This is a genomic window from Kitasatospora sp. NBC_01250 (assembly GCF_036226465.1).
GTDB lineage: Bacteria > Actinomycetota > Actinomycetes > Streptomycetales > Streptomycetaceae > Kitasatospora.
Genome location: NZ_CP108476.1, coordinates 3,150,367 through 3,167,668, shown reverse-complemented (window position 1 = coordinate 3,167,668; position 17,302 = coordinate 3,150,367). Strand labels below are relative to the sequence as shown.

The 17,302-nt window shown below is 71.3% G+C and carries 17 protein-coding genes; 12 read left to right on the top strand and 5 right to left on the bottom strand.

All coding sequences use genetic code 11. The annotated features are described in order from the left end of the window. The first annotated feature begins 31 nt into the window (after nt 1–31). The 12 genes from rapZ to OG500_RS12775 all read left to right on the top strand — a co-directional run bounded on the left by rapZ (nt 32) and on the right by OG500_RS12775 (nt 10,299). Nucleotides 32–916 (top strand): RNase adapter RapZ, encoded by an 885-nt coding sequence (gene rapZ / locus OG500_RS12830; protein ID WP_442789152.1) that lies wholly within the window; start codon nt 32–34, stop codon nt 914–916. 46 nt (nt 917–962) lie between these two features. Further along, on the top strand, nt 963–2,042 hold the full coding sequence (locus tag OG500_RS12825) for a gluconeogenesis factor YvcK family protein (RefSeq protein WP_442789151.1): 1,080 nt from the start codon (nt 963–965) through the stop codon (nt 2,040–2,042). Then, nucleotides 2,033–3,013, top strand: coding sequence for a DNA-binding protein WhiA (gene whiA / locus OG500_RS12820; RefSeq protein WP_035841998.1), 981 nt, complete (start codon nt 2,033–2,035; stop codon nt 3,011–3,013). The genes OG500_RS12825 and whiA overlap by 10 nt, the downstream gene beginning before the upstream one ends. A 203-nt stretch (nt 3,014–3,216) precedes the next feature. After that, nucleotides 3,217–4,221, top strand: a complete 1,005-nt coding sequence (gene gap / locus OG500_RS12815) for a type I glyceraldehyde-3-phosphate dehydrogenase (protein WP_327066695.1) — start codon at nt 3,217–3,219, stop codon at nt 4,219–4,221. Nucleotides 4,222–4,398: 177 nt separating this feature from the next. Then, nucleotides 4,399–5,610, top strand: coding sequence for a phosphoglycerate kinase (locus OG500_RS12810; RefSeq protein ID WP_327066694.1), 1,212 nt, complete (start codon nt 4,399–4,401; stop codon nt 5,608–5,610). 3 nt (nt 5,611–5,613) lie between these two features. Next, nucleotides 5,614–6,399, top strand: coding sequence for a triose-phosphate isomerase (gene tpiA, locus OG500_RS12805; protein WP_327066693.1), 786 nt, complete (start codon nt 5,614–5,616; stop codon nt 6,397–6,399). A 93-nt stretch (nt 6,400–6,492) separates the two neighbouring features. After that, nucleotides 6,493–6,729 carry a preprotein translocase subunit SecG gene (gene secG, locus OG500_RS12800; protein WP_327066692.1) on the top strand — a complete coding sequence of 79 codons (237 nt, stop codon included), beginning with the start codon at nt 6,493–6,495 and terminating at the stop codon, nt 6,727–6,729. A gap of 141 nt (nt 6,730–6,870) precedes the next feature. Further along, entirely contained in the window at nt 6,871–7,206 is a 336-nt protein-coding gene (locus tag OG500_RS12795; RefSeq protein WP_184938344.1) for an RNA polymerase-binding protein RbpA, read from the top strand. A gap of 85 nt (nt 7,207–7,291) precedes the next feature. Then, entirely contained in the window at nt 7,292–7,807 is a 516-nt protein-coding gene (locus OG500_RS12790) for a GNAT family N-acetyltransferase (protein WP_327066691.1), read from the top strand. A gap of 124 nt (nt 7,808–7,931) precedes the next feature. After that, nucleotides 7,932–8,354: a GntR family transcriptional regulator gene (locus tag OG500_RS12785; protein WP_327071534.1), complete on the top strand. Its 423-nt coding sequence runs from the start codon at nt 7,932–7,934 to the stop codon at nt 8,352–8,354. Continuing rightward, on the top strand, nt 8,351–9,283 hold the full coding sequence (locus tag OG500_RS12780; protein WP_327066690.1) for an ABC transporter ATP-binding protein: 933 nt from the start codon (nt 8,351–8,353) through the stop codon (nt 9,281–9,283). The genes OG500_RS12785 and OG500_RS12780 overlap by 4 nt, the downstream gene beginning before the upstream one ends. Next, a complete protein-coding gene (locus tag OG500_RS12775) occupies nt 9,280–10,299 on the top strand; it encodes an ABC transporter permease (protein ID WP_327066689.1) in 1,020 nt (339 codons plus the stop codon). Before OG500_RS12780 ends, OG500_RS12775 begins: the two co-directional genes overlap by 4 nt. A gap of 66 nt (nt 10,300–10,365) precedes the next feature. Here the strand turns inward: OG500_RS12775 and pgl are convergent, their stop codons facing one another. The 5 genes from pgl to tkt all read right to left on the bottom strand — a co-directional run bounded on the left by pgl (nt 10,366) and on the right by tkt (nt 17,246). Beyond that, nucleotides 10,366–11,151 (bottom strand): 6-phosphogluconolactonase, encoded by a 786-nt coding sequence (gene pgl, locus OG500_RS12770; protein ID WP_327066688.1) that lies wholly within the window; start codon nt 11,149–11,151, stop codon nt 10,366–10,368. Then, nucleotides 11,148–12,317 (bottom strand): glucose-6-phosphate dehydrogenase assembly protein OpcA, encoded by a 1,170-nt coding sequence (gene opcA / locus OG500_RS12765; protein ID WP_327066687.1) that lies wholly within the window; start codon nt 12,315–12,317, stop codon nt 11,148–11,150. Before opcA ends, pgl begins: the two co-directional genes overlap by 4 nt. Next, on the bottom strand, nt 12,314–13,858 hold the full coding sequence (gene zwf, locus OG500_RS12760; protein ID WP_327071533.1) for a glucose-6-phosphate dehydrogenase: 1,545 nt from the start codon (nt 13,856–13,858) through the stop codon (nt 12,314–12,316). Before zwf ends, opcA begins: the two co-directional genes overlap by 4 nt. 79 nt (nt 13,859–13,937) lie before the next feature. Further along, the gene (gene tal, locus OG500_RS12755) at nt 13,938–15,080 is read right to left on the bottom strand and encodes a transaldolase (RefSeq protein ID WP_327066686.1); all 1,143 of its coding nucleotides are present in this window, start codon (nt 15,078–15,080) and stop codon (nt 13,938–13,940) included. A 66-nt stretch (nt 15,081–15,146) separates the two neighbouring features. Then, the gene (gene tkt / locus OG500_RS12750; RefSeq protein WP_327066685.1) at nt 15,147–17,246 is read right to left on the bottom strand and encodes a transketolase; all 2,100 of its coding nucleotides are present in this window, start codon (nt 17,244–17,246) and stop codon (nt 15,147–15,149) included. Between the last annotated feature and the right edge of the window lie 56 nt (nt 17,247–17,302).

Genomic DNA, 17,302 nt, shown 5'->3' with positions numbered 1-17,302 from the left:
CAGCAGATGCACGCGAGAGCGGGGAACCGAAGTGACAGTGTCTGATGTGGGCGAGACCCCACCGGAGCTGGTGATCATCTCCGGCATGTCCGGAGCCGGCCGCAGCACGGCCGCCAAGTGCCTGGAGGACCTCGGCTGGTTCGTGGTCGACAACCTGCCGCCGGCCCTCATCCCCACCATGGTCGACCTCGGCGCCCGCTCGCAGGGCGCGGTGGCCCGGATCGGCGTGGTGGTCGACGTCCGGGGGCGGCAGTTCTTCGACGACCTGCGGGCCTCGCTGGAGGAGCTGGACAAGCGCGGCATCCGGATGCGCGTGGTCTACCTGGAGTCCGGTGACGACGCCCTGGTGCGCCGCTTCGAGAGCGTGCGCCGCCCGCACCCGCTGCAGGGTGAGGGCCGGATCGTCGACGGCATCGCGCAGGAGCGCGACCTGCTGCGCGAGTTGCGCGGCGAGGCCGACCTGGTGATCGACACCTCGGACCTCAACGTCCACCAGCTGCGGGCCAAGCTGGACGCCCAGTTCGCCGACCACGACGAGCCCGAGCTGCGCTGCACCGTGATGTCCTTCGGTTTCAAGTACGGCCTGCCGGTCGACGCGGACCTCGTGGTGGACTGCCGGTTCCTGCCCAATCCGCACTGGGTGCCGGAACTACGGGCACGAACCGGTACGGATACGGACGTCGCGGACTACGTGTTCCAGCAGCCCGGTGCCAAGGAGTTCCTGGACGGTTACGCCGAGCTTCTGCGCATTGTCACCGAGGGTTATCGCCGAGAGGGTAAGCGCTACATGACGCTTGCCGTAGGCTGCACCGGTGGCAAGCATCGCAGCGTGGCCATGTCGGAGCGGCTGACGAAGCGTCTGATCGCCGACGGCGTGGAAACGGTGCTGGTGCACCGCGACATGGGACGGGAGTAGCGGCGGTCCCCCAGCACCGCCGACAGCACAGGAACGTGGGGTAGGTGTGACGGGATACTCGCCAGGGCGGCAATACCAGCACAAGGCCGCCGAGCGGGGTTCCCCGGGCGCACAGAAGAGGTCGGTCTCCGCGACGAAGGGGGCGGCGCCGCGGATCACCGCGCTCGGCGGCGGCCAGGGCCTGTCCGCCTCGCTCTCCGCGCTGCGCCGCCTCACCTCCGACCTGACCGCCGTGGTCACGGTGGCCGACGACGGCGGCTCCAGCGGGCGGCTGCGCGCCGAGCTCGGCGTGCTGCCCCCCGGCGACCTGCGCAAGGCGCTGGCCGCGCTGTGCGGTGACGACGACTGGGGCCGCACCTGGTCCGAGGTGATCCAGCAGCGCTTCACCGGCTCCGGCGAGCTGGGCGGCCACGCGGTGGGCAACCTGCTGATCGTGGCGCTCTGGGAGAAGCTCGGCGATCCGGTCGCCGCCCTGGAGTGGGTGGGCCGGCTGCTCAACGTGCAGGGCCGGGTGCTGCCGATGTCCGCCGTCCCGCTGGACATCGAGGCCCAGGTGCGCGGCCACGACCCGGCCCACCCCGCGCGGGTGACCGCCGTGCGCGGCCAGGCCGACGTGGCCATCACCCCGGGCACCGTGCAGTCGGTCCGGCTGCTGCCCGAGGAGCCGCCGGCGGTGCCGGAGGCGGTGGCGGCGGTCCTGGAGGCGGACTGGGTGGTGCTCGGACCCGGCTCCTGGTTCACCAGCGTGCTGCCGCACCTGCTGGTCCCCGAGCTGGCCAAGGCGCTGATCGAGACCAAGGCCCGCCGCCTGCTGACCCTGAACCTGGCCCCGCAGCCCGGCGAGACCGAGGGCTTCACCCCGCAGCGCCACCTGGAGGTCATCGCCGACCACGCTCCGGAACTGGGTGTGGATGCGATCCTGGTGGACGAGCGCGCGGTGACCGGCGGCGCCTTCGGGGTGGCCGACCTGGCCGGCCTGGAGAAGGCGGCCGAGCGGATGGGGGCCGCGCTGGTGCTGGACAAGGTGGCCGGCGCCGACGGGACCCCGCGACACGACCCGGAGCTTCTGGCCGCCGCGTACGACCGGATTTTCCGGACACATGGAAGGATCGGCCCATGGCGATGACGGCAGCGGTGAAGGACGAAATCAGCCGGCTCCCCGTCACCCGGGCCTGCTGTCGCAAGGCTGAGGTGTCGGCGATCCTGCGATTCGCGGGCGGACTGCACATTGTGAGCGGTCGGATCGTGATCGAGGCGGAGCTCGACACCGGCATTGCGGCCCGGCGGCTGCGCAAGGACCTGCTGGAGATCTTCGGCCACGCCTCCGAACTGGTGGTGATGGCCCCCAGCGGCCTGCGGCGCGGCAGCCGGTACGTGGTCCGGGTGATCAAGGACGGTGAGTTGCTGGCCCGGCAGACCGGGCTGGTGGACGGCCGGGGTCGACCGATCCGGGGCCTGCCCCCGGCGGTGGTCTCCGGCGCGACCTGTGACGCCGAGGCGGCCTGGCGCGGCGCCTTCCTGGCGCACGGCTCGCTGACCGAGCCGGGCCGCTCCTCCTCGCTGGAGATCACCTGCCCCGGCTCCGAGGCGGCGCTCGCGCTGGTCGGCGCCGCCCGCCGGCTCGGCATCCCGGCCAAGGCCCGCGAGGTGCGCGGCGCGGACCGGGTGGTGATCCGCGACGGCGACGCGATCGGCGCGCTGCTCACCCGGCTCGGCGCGCACGAGTCGGTGCTGGCCTGGGAGGAGCGCCGGCTGCGCCGCGAGGTGCGGGCCACCGCGAACCGGCTGGCCAACTTCGACGACGCCAACCTGCGCCGCTCGGCCCGCGCGGCGGTGGCCGCCGGGGCTCGGGTGCAGCGGGCGCTGGAGATCCTCGGCGACGAGGTGCCCGAGCACCTCGCGGCGGCCGGCCAGTTGCGGATGCAGCACAAGCAGGCCTCGCTGGAGGAGCTCGGCGCGCTCGCCGATCCGCCGCTGACCAAGGACGCGGTGGCGGGCCGGATCCGGCGGCTGCTGGCGATGGCCGACAAGCGGGCGATGGAGCTGGGACTGCCCAGCACCGAGGCCAACCTGACGGAGGAGATGGCGCTCAACTAGCCCGTGGGGCGGCTCCCGGCGCGGATATCGGTGCACATCGGCGAACATGGCGTGGCGTATTCCGAAATACGCCACGCCAGGGTCTTGACGAAGGGCGGATGTGCCTAGGCGACCGCGTGCGGGGTAGGGTCAGTGGTGGTCGGGGACATCCCAATTTCCACCCCCGTCGGCATAGCCCGGCGTACCTTAGAGGAGATCGGTTCGTGACGATCCGGGTAGGCATCAACGGATTCGGCCGCATCGGCCGCAACTTCTTCCGCGCGGTCAAGTCCCAGGGCGCGGACATCGAGATCGTCGGCGTCAACGACCTCACCGACACCAAGACCCTCGCTCACCTGCTCAAGTACGACTCGATCCTGGGCACCCTCCAGGCCGAGGTGAGCCACACCGCCGACAGCATCACGGTGGACGGCCACACGTTCAAGGTGATCGCCGAGCGCGACCCGGCCAACCTCCCCTGGGGTGAGCTGGGCGTCGACATCGTGATCGAGTCCACCGGTATCTTCACCAAGGCCGACCAGGCAAAGAAGCACGTCGCCGCCGGTGCGAAGAAGGTCATCATCTCGGCCCCGGCCACCGACGAGGACGTCACCATCGTCATGGGCGTCAACGACGAGAAGTACGACGCCGCCAAGCACACCGTCATCTCCAACGCCTCCTGCACCACCAACTGTGTGGCGCCGCTGGCCAAGGTGCTGAACGAGAACTTCGGCATCGTCAAGGGTCTGATGACCACCGTCCACGCCTACACCAACGACCAGGTCACCCTTGACTTCCCGCACAAGGACCTGCGCCGTGCCCGTGCCGCCGCGCTGAACATCATCCCGACCTCCACCGGTGCCGCCAAGGCCACCGCGCTGGTGCTGCCGGAGCTCAAGGGCAAGCTGGACGGCACCTCGCTGCGCGTCCCGGTCCCGACCGGTTCGATCACCGACCTGGTCGTCACCCTGGAGCGCGAGGTCACCGTCGAGGAGGTCAACGCGGCCTTCCAGAAGGCCTCCGAGGGCTCCCTCAAGGGCATCCTGCAGTACACGGAGGACCCGATCGTCTCCTCCGACATCGTCAACTCGCCGTTCTCCACGATCTTCGACTCGCTGATGACCATGGTCCAGGGCAACCAGGTCAAGGTCTTCGGCTGGTACGACAACGAGTGGGGCTACTCGAACCGCCTCGTCAACCTGACCACCCTCGTCGGTGGCCAGCTCTGACGCAGCGGAAGCTGACGTGATGTGAGGAGCAGGGCCCGGAGCGCGGACACCGCGTCCGGGCCCTGCCCCTGCCCACGCACCCTCTTCCCTGCGGGTGTTCCCGAGTTGCCGGGCGCTGCGCCACTCCCAGCGCCACTGTTCCTGGGCCCCCTCTCTCCCCCCTGGAGAACGAAGACCGTGAAGACCATCGACGAACTCATTCAAGACGGTGTGGAAGGCAAGCGGGTTTTCGTCCGCGCCGACCTGAACGTGCCGCTGGAGGGCACCACCATCACCGACGACGGCCGGATCCGCGCCGTCGCCCCGACCATCGCCAAGCTGGCCGAGGCCGGCGCCAAGGTGATCGTCGCCTCCCACCTCGGCCGTCCCAAGGGCGCGCCGGACCCGCAGTTCTCGCTCGCGCCGGTTGCCGTGCGCCTGGGCGAGATCCTCGACAGGAACGTCTCCTTCGCGAGCGACACCGTGGGGGACAGCGCGAAGGCCACCGTTGCCGCTCTGGCCAACGGCGAGGTCACGCTGCTGGAGAACCTGCGCTTCAACGCCGGTGAGACGAGCAAGGACGACGCCGAGCGCGGCGCCTTCGCCGATCAACTCGCCGCTCTGTCCGACCTCTACGTCGGCGACGGCTTCGGCGCGGTGCACCGCAAGCACGCCTCGGTCTTCGACCTGCCGGCCCGGCTGCCGCACGCGGTCGGCGACCTGATCGCCACCGAGCTCGCCGTGCTGAAGAAGCTCACCGACGAGGTGGCCCGCCCGTACGTGGTGGTGCTCGGCGGCGCCAAGGTCTCCGACAAGCTCGGGGTGATCGACAACCTGCTGGAGAAGGCCGACCGGATCCTGATCGGCGGCGGCATGGCGTACACCTTCCTCGCGGCCAAGGGCCACGAGGTGGGCATCTCGCTGCTGCAGAAGGACCAGATCCCGGTCTGCCTGGAGTACCTGGCCCGGGCCGAGAAGCGGGGCGTGGAGTTCGTCCTGCCGGTGGACGTCCTGGTCTCCTCGGACTTCCCCGACCTCAAGACCAAGGCTCCGGCCAATCCGGAGCTGGTCGCGAGCGACGCGATTCCGGCCGACAAGGAGGGCCTGGACATCGGCCCGAAGACGCGGGAGCTGTTCGCCGAGAAGCTGGCGGACGCGGGCACCGTCTTCTGGAACGGCCCGATGGGTGTCTTCGAGCACCCGGACTACGCCAACGGCACCAAGGCCGTTGCCCAGGGGCTGCTCGGCAGCCCGGGGTTCACCGTGGTCGGTGGCGGCGACTCGGCAGCAGCCGTGCGCATCCTCGGCTTCGACGAGAACGCGTTCGGACACATCTCGACCGGCGGTGGCGCGAGCCTCGAGTACCTGGAGGGCAAGACGCTCCCCGGTATCGCCGCCCTGGAAGGCTGATCAATGAGTGAGCGCCTCCCGCTGATGGCGGGCAACTGGAAGATGAACCTCAACCACCTCGAGGCCATCCAGCACACCCAGAAGCTGGCGTTCGCGCTGGCCGACAAGGACTACGACGCGGTCGAGGTGGCGGTGCTCACGCCGTTCACCGACCTGCGCTCGGTGCAGACCCTGGTCGACGGCGACAAGCTGAAGATCAAGTACGGCTCGCAGGACATCTCGGCGCACGACTCCGGTGCCTACACCGGCGAGGTCTCGGGCCCGATGCTCGCGAAGCTGAAGTGCACCTTCGCGGTGATCGGCCACTCGGAGCGCCGCCAGTACCACGGCGAGACCGAGGAGATCGTCAACGCCAAGGTCAAGGCCGCCTACCGCAGCGGGATCACCCCGATCCTGTGCGTGGGCGAGCCGCTGGAGGTGCGCAAGGCCGGCACCCACGTCGAGCACACGCTGGCCCAGCTGGACGGCGCGCTGGACGGCGTCCCGGCCGCGCACGCCGAGAGCATCGTCGTCGCCTACGAGCCGGTCTGGGCGATCGGCACCGGCGAGGTGGCCACCCCCGAGGACGCGCAGGAGGTCTGCGCCGCGATCCGGGCCCGGCTGGCCGAGCTGTACGACGCCGAGCTGGCCGGAAAGGTCCGTATCCTGTACGGCGGTTCGGTGAAGTCCTCCAGTGCGGCCGGCCTGATGGCCAAGCCGGACGTGGACGGCGCCCTGGTCGGTGGGGCCTCGCTGGACGCCGACGAGTTCGTCAAGATCGTGCGGTACCGTGAGCAGGCGGTAGGCTAACGCCCCCGCAGCAACGTAGTCTTTGGGCCGGGCCTCCGAGGGGGGTCCGGCCCTTAGCCCATGACCCAATAGAACGAGAGAGTTGGTCCCGCCGTGGTTCTCGGGTTCTCGATTGCCCTGATCATCTTCAGCCTGATCATGGTCCTGCTGGTGCTGCTGCACAAGGGCAAGGGCGGCGGTCTGTCCGACATGTTCGGTGGCGGCGCGATGTCGGCCGGCGGCGGTTCCGCGGTGGCCGAGCGCAACCTGGACCGCATCACCGTCATCGTGGGCCTCTGCTGGTTCGCCTGCATCGTCGTACTGGGTCTGCTGATCAAGGTCAAGAGCTGATCAGGCCTCAGTTCTGAAGGCGGTGCGGACAGATCCTTATTCGCTCCGTACACTAGGACAACTTGCCACTGTCCGCAGCGGGCGGCCGGTCGGCAGCGCTTGGGTTAACCAGGCGGATAAGGGCACGCAGGGAGTCAGACCGTGGCAAGTGGCAACGCCATCCGTGGCAGCAGGGTCGGGGCCGGCCCGATGGGTGAGGCGGAGCGCGGCGAGTCCGCCCCGCGCAATCGGATCTCCTTCTGGTGCGCCAACAAGCACGAGACGCGCCCCAGCTTCGCCGCCGAGGCGGTCATCCCGGACACCTGGGACTGCCCGCGCTGCGGGTTCCCGGCCGGTCAGGACGAGGACAACCCGCCGGCTCCCTCGCGCAACGAGCCGTACAAGACGCACCTCGCCTACGTCCGTGAGCGGCGCACGGACGCCGACGGCGAGGCGATCCTGGCCGAGGCGCTCGCCAAGCTGCGGGGCGAGATCTGAGCTGGTGGCGCGCTGCTTTCAGCGCGGTGGCGCGGGTGGTGGACCACGGGTCCACCACCCGCGTTCTTCATGTTCCGGGGGACGGATGAGAGACATCGAACCGATCGCCACCGAGCGGTTGGAGCTGCTGCCGCTGGGCGTCGAGCACGCTGCGGTGCTGCACGGGGTGCTGGACGATCCGGGGCTGCACGGCTTCATCGGGGGAGAGCCGGAGAGCCTGCGGGCACTGACCGAGCGCTACCGCCGGTGGTCGGCGGGTTCACCCGATCCGGCACAACGCTGGCTCAACTGGGTGATCCGCGTGGTCGCCGAGGACCGGCTGATCGGCACCCTGCAGGCCACCGTGGACGGCACCGGGGCCGAGGTGGCCTGGGTGGTCGGGACCGGCTGGCAGGGCCGCGGCTACGCCCGCGAGGCGGCCCGGGCGCTGGTCGGGTGGCTGGCGGGGGCGGGCGTGCGGCGGGTGGTCGCCCATGTGCACCCGGAGCACCACGCCTCCGCGGCGGTGGCCGCCGCCGCGGGGCTCACGGCGACCGAGCGGTTCCAGGACGGCGAGCGGTGCTGGGAGCTGCTGCTGCAGTCCGGGACGGGCTCCGGCTGACCCGGTCCGGGAGGGTGTTGACATCCGGGAGGGTGTGACACGCCCCGTCGTCGACGCAGCTTGACGGCGGGGCTCTTTTCCATCACCATTTCACTAATGCCTTAGTGAAATGGTGATGCTGACGATGGACTACCGCATCGACCGGCACAGCGGCGTGGCCACCTATCTCCAGATCGTCCAGCAGACCAAGCACGCCCTGCGGCTGGGGCTGCTGGAGCCGGGCGACCGGCTGCCGACCGCCAAGGAGGTGGTGGCGGCCACCGCGATCAACCCGAACACCGTGCTCAAGGCCTACCGCGAGCTGGAGCGCGAGGGACTGGTCGAACCGCGGCCGGGGCTCGGCACTTTCGTGCTGCGCTCGCTGGCCCGCGAGGAGGCGGGCAGCGACTCGCCGCTGCGGGCCGAGTTGGCCGACTGGGCCGCCCGGTCCCGCACGGCCGGGCTGGACCGGGAGGACGTCGAGGCGCTGATGGCGTCCGTGGTCGAGCAGGAGTTCGGCGGCCCGCGGGCCGACGGCCGCAAGGACACGAGCAAGGGGAACCGATGACCGAGCAACACCCCGCCTTGGCCGCCCACGGCCTCGGCAGGCACTACCGGCGCGGCTGGGCGCTGCGGAACTGCTCGTTCAGGCTGCCGGCCGGGCGGATCTGCGCCCTGGTCGGCCCGAACGGAGCGGGCAAGAGCACGCTGATGGGGCTGGCCGCCGGGCTGCTGAGCCCCAGCGAGGGGCGGATCGAGGTGGACGGGCGGGTGCCCCGCCCCGGCGGCAGCCCCGAGGTGGCCTTCGTCGCCCAGGACAAGCCGCTCTACCCGCGCTTCACGGTGGCCGAGACGCTGCGGATGGGCCGGGAGCTCAACCCGCGCTGGGAGCAGGGCGCGGCGGAGGAGGTGCTGGCCGGGGCCTTCCCGCTGACCGCCAAGGTCGGCTCGCTCTCCGGCGGCCAGCGCACCCGGGTCGCGATGGCGCTGGCCATCGGCAAGCGGCCCGACCTGCTGATCCTGGACGAGCCGATGGCCGACCTGGACCCGCTGGCCCGCCACGAGCTGATGGGCCGGCTGATGGCCGAGGCGGCCGAGCGCGGCCTGACCGTGCTGATGTCCTCGCACGTGGTGGCCGAGCTCCAGGAGTCGTGCGACTACCTGGTGCTGCTGGCGGGCGGGCGGGTGCGGCTGGCCGGTGACATCGAGGAACTGCTGGCCGCCCACCGGTTGGTGGTCGGCCCGCAGCGCGCCGCTGCCACCCTGGCCGGCCACCAGCTGGTGGAGAGCCGGGAGAACGGCCGCGGGGTCACCGTGCTGCTGCGCCCGAGCGGTGAGCTGGACGACCAGTGGGAGGGCGGCGAGCCGACGCTGGAGGAACTGCTGCTCGCGCACCTGCGCGCGCCCGACATCCCGGCCCTGCTGACCGCCGAGGCGCGGGTGCAGCCGAACGACCTGCCCGACCGGACCGCCCGTACGACCGAGGTGACCGCATGACCAGCACCCTGGCCCCCCGCCCCGTCGGCGCCACCGGGCCCGCCGTCCGCCGCGGGCTGCGGCCGCGCGGGATCACCTGGCTGATGTGGCGCCAGAACCGGCTGCTGATCTGTGGACTGCTGCTGGCGCTGGTCGTGCTGGCGATCGCGGCCCCGGTCCTGCGGGCCGAGATGGTCTCCTTCATCGACAGCCACCACATCAAGGGCTGCGCCATGATCAGCGCCGACCCGGCCTGTCAGCAGCCGAACCTCCAGCAGGCGGTGATGGACTTCCGCGCCGGCTACGGGGACATGCTGCGGGGGATCGGTCTGCTGCTGCTCCTGCTCCCGGCCGGGGCGGGGGCCGGCCTTGGGGCCACGCTGCTGGCCAGGGAGCTGGAGAACGGCACCTGGAAGCTGGTGCTGTCGCAGTCGGTGAGCCGGGACCGCTGGGTGGCCGCCAAGCTGGTCACCGCCGCCCTGATCGCCCTGGTCGCCACGGCGGTGCCGGCCGCGCTGATGCACTGGGTCTGGCTGCCCAGTGCCAACGACGTCTCCGGGGTCGCCTGGAACAGCCTGTTCTTCTACACCTCCGGCGGTCCGGTGCTGGTGGCGACCACGCTGCTGGCGCTCTCCGTCGGGGTGCTGGCGGGGGTCGCGCTGCGTCAGGTGCTGCCCGCGATGGGCCTGACCATCGTGCTGGTCGGCCTGCTCCAGTACGGGCTGGCCGCGCTGCGCCCGCACCTGTGGAGCTGGCAGACGCTGGTCGCGTCGCCGTCCGAACTGCCCAACAGCGTCTGGGGGTTCGCCCAGGGGATCATCCTGCCGGACGGCCGGAAGCTGTCGGCGGGCGTCTGCGACCAGGCGCTCGACTACGCGGCCTGCATGGGCAAGTACCCCGGGGCCCAGGAGTACAGCGAGGTGCACCGGGCGGCGGACTACTGGCCGCTGCAGCTGGTCGAGTCGGGGATCTGCCTGGCGCTGGCCGCGGCTCTGACCGCGGTGACCGTGCTGTGGGTGCGCAAGCGGCTCGCCTGAGGCGCACGGACACGCGGAAGGGGCGGTGCGCTCGATCGAGCGCACCGCCCCTTGGGCGTTGATCCGTCAGGCCGAGGCCGGCGGGTAGAGCTGCGCGGGCAGCTTGGCGGCCGCCGCGCGGTCCAGCAGCCAGAGCGTGCGGCTGGTGCCGTACGCGCCGGAGGCCGGGGCCTGCAGCTCGCCCGGGCTGGACAGGGCCAGCGCGACCGCGTCCGCCTTGTCCTCGCCGGCCGCCAGCAGCCAGACCTCGCGCGCCGCCCGGATGGCCGGCAGGGTCAGCGAGATCCGGGTGGGCGGCGGCTTGGGCGCCCCGCGCACCCCGACCACCGTGCGCGCGGTCTCCCGCACGCCCGGGTGCTCGGGGAAGAGCGAGGCCACGTGGGTGTCCGGGCCGACGCCGAGCAGCAGCACGTCGAAGGCGGGCACCAGGGCGCGGTCCTCGGGACCCGCGGCCTTGGCCAGCTCCTCGGCGTACCGCTCGGCGGCGGCCTCCACGTCGGCACCGTCCACGCCGTCCGAGGCGGGCATGTAGTGCACCTTGGCCGGGTCGAGCGGAACCCGGGCGAGCAGCTCGTCGGCAGCCTGCACCGCGTTCCGCTCCGGGTCGGCGGACGGCACGAACCGCTCGTCGCCCCACCAGAGTTCCAGGCGCGACCAGTCCACCGCGTCGCGCGCCGGGGAGGCGGCGATCGCGGCGAGCAGCGCGTTGCCGTTGCGCCCGCCGGTGAGCACCACGGAGGCGGTGCCCCGGGCGGCCTGCGCGTCGACGATCTTGGTGATCAGTCGGGCGGCGGCCGCCTGGGCCATCAGCTCCTTGTCCCGGTGCACGACCAGCTGCGGTACCGGGGTCATGCGCCGCTCCGCTTGCGGGGCGCCGCCTTCTTGCCGGTGCCGCCCTTGTCCGCCGAGGCCTTCTTGGTGGTGGCCTTCTTGGCCGCCGGCGCCTTCTTGGCCGGGACCTTGGCGGTCACCCGGGGGGTGATCACCGAGGCCTCGACCACGGGGGCGGAGGCCGCCTCGGCAGTCGCCTCGGCACTCGCCTCGGCGGCATCGTCGACCTGGGCCGGCGTGATGCCGTAGCTGGCCTGGGTCGGCTCCTGCAGCCGCTCCACGCCGGTGCGCACGGCCGCCGCGTAGATGGCGTCCTCGTCCAGGCGGCGCAGCTCCTCGGCGATCAGCTCGGCCGTCTCGCGGCGCTTGAGCGCCACCAGGCGGTCCGGCGAGCCGGGGATGGACAGCGTGCCCATCAGCCCGTCCGGCCGGTCGAGCACGATCTCGCCGTCCTCGCTGCGCAGCCGCACGGCGGTGATGCCGGGGCCGTCGGTGACCACCCGCTCGACCGGCACGTGCAGCCGGTCGGTCAGCCACAGGCCGAGCAGCTCGACGCTGGGGTTGTACGACTCGCCCTCGACCACGGCCGAGGTGACCTTGGTGGGCCGCTGGTCCAGGGCCGCCGCCAGCATCGAGCGCCAGCTGGTGATCCTGGTCCAGGCGAGGTCGGTGTCGCCGGGGGTGTAGTTCTCGGCGCGCACCGCCAGCTGGTCGACCGGGGACTCGGCGGTCACCGCGTCGGTGATCCGGCGCTGGGCGATCGCACCGAGCGGGTCCTGGGCCGGGTGCAGCGGCGCGTTCTCCGGCCACCAGACCACCACGGGGGCGTCGGGCAGCAGCAGCGGCAGCACCACCGACTGGGCGTGCGAGGTCAGTTCGCCGTGCATCCGCAGGATCGCGGTCTCGCCCGAGCCGGCATCGCTGCCGACCAGGATCTCCGCGTCCAGCCGGGCGCCGGCCCGGGCCCGGGGGGAGCGGCCCTCGCGCTTGATCACCGCGAGGATCCGCGAGGGGTGCTCGTGCGAGGCGTCGTTCGCGGCCCGCAGGGCGTCGTAGGCGCTGCCCTCGTCGGTCACGATGACCAGCGTCAGGACCATGCCGGCCGCGGTCGAGCCGCCGGCCCGGCGCGCGTCCATCAACGCGCTGTTGATCTTGCTGGACGTGGTGTCCGTCAGGTCGATCTTCATGGCCGGCGCCAGCTCCTGCCGTCTCGTGCGAGCATCTCGTCCGCCTCGGCCGGACCCCAGGTGCCGGCCGGGTACTGCGCGGGCTTGCCGTGCTGGTCCCAGTACTTCTCGATCGGGTCGAGGATCTCCCAGGAGAGCTCGACCTCCTGGTGCCTGGGGAAGAGGTTGGCGTCGCCGAGCAGCACATCGAGGATGAGCCGCTCGTACGCCTCCGGGCTCGACTCGGTGAAGGACTCGCCGTAGGCGAAGTCCATCGTGACGTCGCGCACCTCCATCGAGGTGCCCGGCACCTTGGAACCGAACCGCACCGTGACGCCCTCGTCCGGCTGCACCCGGATCACCAGGGCGTTCTGCCCCAGCTCCTCGGTGGCGTAGGAGTCGAACGGCAGGTACGGGGCGCGCTGGAAGACCACCGCGATCTCGGTCACCCGGCGGCCCAGGCGCTTGCCCGTGCGCAGGTAGAACGGGACCCCGGCCCAGCGCCGGTTGTTGATCTCCAGCTTGATCGCCGCGTAGGTGTCGGTCTTGGACTCGGGGTTGATGCCCTCCTCGTCCAGGTACCCGACCACCTCCTCGCCGCCCTGCCAGCCGGCCGAGTACTGGCCGCGCACGGTGTGCTTGCCCAGGTCCTTGGGGAGCTGCACGGCGCTGAGCACCTTGAGCTTCTCGGCGACCAGGGCCTTGGGGTGGAAGGAGGCCGGCTCCTCGATGGCGGTGAGCGCCATCAGCTGGAGCAGGTGGTTCTGGATGACGTCACGGGCCGAGCCGATGCCGTCGTAGTACCCGGCACGTCCGCCGATGCCGATGTCCTCGGCCATGGTGATCTGCACGTGGTCCACGTAGGACCGGTTCCAGATCGGCTCGAACATCGTGTTGGCGAACCGCAGCGCCAGGATGTTCTGGACCGTCTCCTTGCCGAGGTAGTGGTCGATCCGGAAGACCTCGTCCCGGGGGAAGACCTCGTGGACGACCTTGTTCAACTCCTGGGCGCTGGCCAGGTCGTGGCCGAACGGCTTCTCGATCACCGCGCGGCGCCAGGAGCCGGGCGGCGGGTCGGCCAGGCCGTGCTTCTTCAGCTGCTGGACCACGTTGGGGAAGAACTTCGGCGGCACCGAGAGGTAGAACGCGAAGTTGCCGCCGGTGCCCTGCGCCTTGTCGAGGTCCTCGATGGTCTCGCGCAGGGTGTCGAAGGCGGTGTCGTCGTCGAAGGTGCCCTGGACGAACCGCATGCCCTTGGCCAGCTGCTGCCACACCTCCTCGCGGAAGGGGGTGCGCGCGTGGTCCTTGACGGCGTCGTGCACCTCCTTCGCGAAGTCCTCGTCCTCCCACTCACGGCGAGCGAAGCCCACCAGGGAGAAACCCGGCGGCAGCAGGCCGCGGTTGGCCAGGTCGTAGATCGCCGGCATCAGCTTCTTGCGGGAGAGGTCCCCCGTGACGCCGAAGATGACCAGGCCGGACGGCCCCGCGATCCGCGGCAGCCGGCGGTCGGCCGGATCGCGCAGCGGGTTGGCAGGTTGCTGCGGAAGATCTCCTTGCGTCACCTCGGCCCCCTCCAGGTCGGGAAATGCCTGTGCATTGCTCACTGCTGGGCTCCGCTTCAATGCGTCGTGCGAGCGGGTGTCACTTGCCGTCGGAGAAGGAGGCCAGCGACGCCGTCACGGTGTCCAGCAGCTCCTGCCAGGAGACCTCGAACTTGGAGACGCCCTCGTCCTCCAGGACCTGGACGACGTCGTCGTAGTCCACGCCGGCCGCGGCCAGCGCGTCCAGCACCCCCTGGGCGTCGGCGTAGGCGCCGGTGATGGTGTCGCCGGTGACCTGGCCGTGGTCGCCGGTGGCGTCCAGGGTGGCCTCGGGCATGGTGTTGACGGTGCCCGGCGCGACCAGCTCGGTCACGTACAGGGTGTCCGGCAGGGCCGGGTCCTTGACACCGGTGGAGGCCCACAGCGGGCGCTGCGGCTTGGCGCCGGCCGCCTCCAGGGCGGTCCAGCGGGCGCTGGCCGGCTTCTTGCCGTCCACCGAGCCGAAGACCTCCTCGTACGCCTGGTAGGCCAGGCGGGCGTTGGCCAGCGCGGCCTTGGAGCGCAGCTTGACGGCGTCGCCGCCGATCGCCTCCAGGCGCTTGTCGATCTCGGTGTCCACCCGGGAGACGAAGAACGAGGCGACCGACTCGATCGAGGACAGGTCGATGCCCTTGGCCTTGGCCTGCTCCAGGCCGGTCAGGTAGGCGTCGACCACGGCCTGGTAGCGCTCCAGCGAGAAGATCAGCGTGACGTTGACGCTGATGCCCTTCGCGATGACCTCGGTGATGGCCGGCAGGCCGGCCTTGGTCGCGGGGATCTTGATGAACACGTTGGGACGGTCCACCAGCCACCACAGCTGCTTGGCCTCGGCCACGGTGGGCGCGGTCTGGTGGGCCAGGCGCGGGTCGACCTCGATGGAGACCCGGCCGTCGCGGCCGTTGCTGGCGTCGTAGACCGGGCGCAGCACGTCGGCGGCGTCCCGCACGTCCGAGGTGGTGATCATGCGGATCGCCTCGTCGGTGGTGACCTTGCGCACCGCCAGGTCGCGCAGCTGCGCGTCGTAGGAGGTGTCGCCGCTGCCGGCGATGGCCTTCTGGAAGATGGTCGGGTTGGTGGTGACACCGACGACGTGCATGTTCTGCACGAGCTCGGCCAGGTTGCCGGAGTTCAGGCGGGTGCGGCTGAGGTCGTCCAGCCAGATCGCCACGCCTTCGTCGCTGAGGCGCTTCAATGCGTCAGTCATGCTGTTCAGTCCTTAAGGTCTATCGGAAAATCAGTCAGGAACCGGGGAGCGGCCGGGCCGCCGCACTCAGCGGTTGACGGCTTCCAGCGAGCGCAGCGACTTGTGCGCCGCGTGCGCCACGGCCTCGGCCGTGATGCCGAACTCCTGGTAGAGCACCTTGTAGTCGGCCGAGGCGCCGAAGTGCTCCAGGCTGATGATCTGGCCGTGGTCGCCGACCAGCTCGCGCCAGCCCTGGGCGATGCCGGCCTCGACCGAGACGCGGGCCTTGACGGTGGGCGGCAGCACCTGGTCGCGGTAGGCCTGGTCCTGCTCGTTGAACCACTCGACGGACGGCATCGAGACGACCCGGGTCGGGATGCCCTCCGCCTCCAGGGTCTCGCGGGCCTGGACGGCCAGCTGCACCTCGGAGCCGGTGCCGATGAGGATGACCTTCGGGGCGTTGTCCGAGGCCTCGGCCAGCACGTAGCCGCCGCGGGCGGTGCCCTCGGCGGAGCCGAAGACCTCGCGGTCGTAGGTCGGCACGCCCTGGCGGGTCAGCGCCAGTCCCACCGGGCCGGGGTGGCTGGTGTGGCGCTCCAGGATGGTGCGCCAGGCGACCGCCGTCTCGTTGGCGTCGCCGGGGCGGACCACCGACAGGCCCGGGATGGCGCGCAGCGCGGCCAGGTGCTCGACCGGCTGGTGGGTCGGACCGTCCTCGCCCAGGCCGATCGAGTCGTGCGTCCAGACGTAGGTGACCGGCAGCTTCATCAGCGCGGCCAGTCGCACCGCCGGGCGCATGTAGTCGGAGAAGACCAGGAAGGTGCCGCCGTAGACACGGGTCTTGCCGTGCAGCGCGATGCCGTTCATGGTCGAGCCCATGGCGTGCTCGCGGATGCCGAAGTGGATCGTCCGGCCGTAGGGGCTCGCGCCCTTGAGCGGGTTGCCCACCGGCAGGAACGAGCTGCCCTCGTCGATCGTGGTGAGGTTGGACTCCGCGAGGTCGGCCGAGCCGCCCCACAGCTCCGGGATCACCGCGCCGAGCGCCTTGAGGGCGTCACCGCTGGCCTTGCGGGTGGCGACGTCCTTGCCGGCCGGGAAGGAGGGGAGCTCCTTGCGCCAGCCGTTCGGCAGCTCGCCGGCCTGGATCCGGTCGAACTCGGCGGAGCGGGCGGGGTTGGCGGTGCGCCAGGCGGTGAAGGACTTCTCCCACTCGGCGCGGGTGGCCTTGCCGCGCTGGATCACCGCGCGGGCGTGGCTGAGCACCGCGTCGGAGACCTCGAAGGTGCGCTCGGGGTCGAAGCCGAGGACCTTCTTGGTGGCCGCGATCTCGGCGTCGCCCAGGGCGGAGCCGTGCGCCTTGGCGGTGTTCTGCGCGTCCGGGGCCGGCCAGGCGATGATGGTGCGCATCGCGATCATGGACGGGCGCGAGGTCTCGGCCTTGGCGGCGTCCAGCGCGGCGGCCAGCGCCTGCACGTCGATGTCGCCGTTCGCCTTGGGGGCCACGCGCTGCACGTGCCAGCCGTAGGCCTCGTAGCGGGCGAGGACGTCCTCGGAGAAGGCGGTGTGGGTGTCGCCCTCGATCGAGATGTGGTTGTCGTCGTAGAGCGCGACCAGGTTGCCGAGCTTCTGGTGGCCGGCCAGCGAGGAGGCCTCGGCGGAGATGCCCTCCTCCAGGTCGCCGTCCGAGACGATGGCCCAGATGGTGTGGTCGAACGGGGAGGCGCCCTCGGCGGCCTCCGGGTCGAACAGGCCGCGCTCGTAGCGGGCGGCCATCGCCATGCCCACCGCGTTGGCGATGCCCTGGCCGAGCGGCCCGGTGGTGGTCTCCACGCCGGCCGTGTGGCCGTGCTCGGGGTGACCGGGGGTGCGGCTGCCCGCGACCCGGAAGGACTTCAGGTCGTCCAGCTCCAGGCCGTAGCCGGAGAGGAAGAGCTGGGTGTACAGCGTCATGCTGGTGTGGCCCGGGGACAGGACGAAGCGGTCGCGCCCCGCCCAGTTCGGGTCGGTGGGGTCGTGTCGCAGGAAGCGCTGGAAAATGAGGTAGGCCGCGGGGGCGAGGGCCATCGCCGTCCCCGGGTGCCCGTTCCCGACCTTCTGCACCGCGTCCATGGCCAGGACCCGGGCGGTGTCGACCGTCCGCTCGTCCAGCTCGGACCACTCGATTACGTTCGTCGGCGTCGTGCTCACCCTTCTCAGGGCTCCTTCCGTATTGAGGTGTGACCCCGTGAAGGGACCGGGTCGGC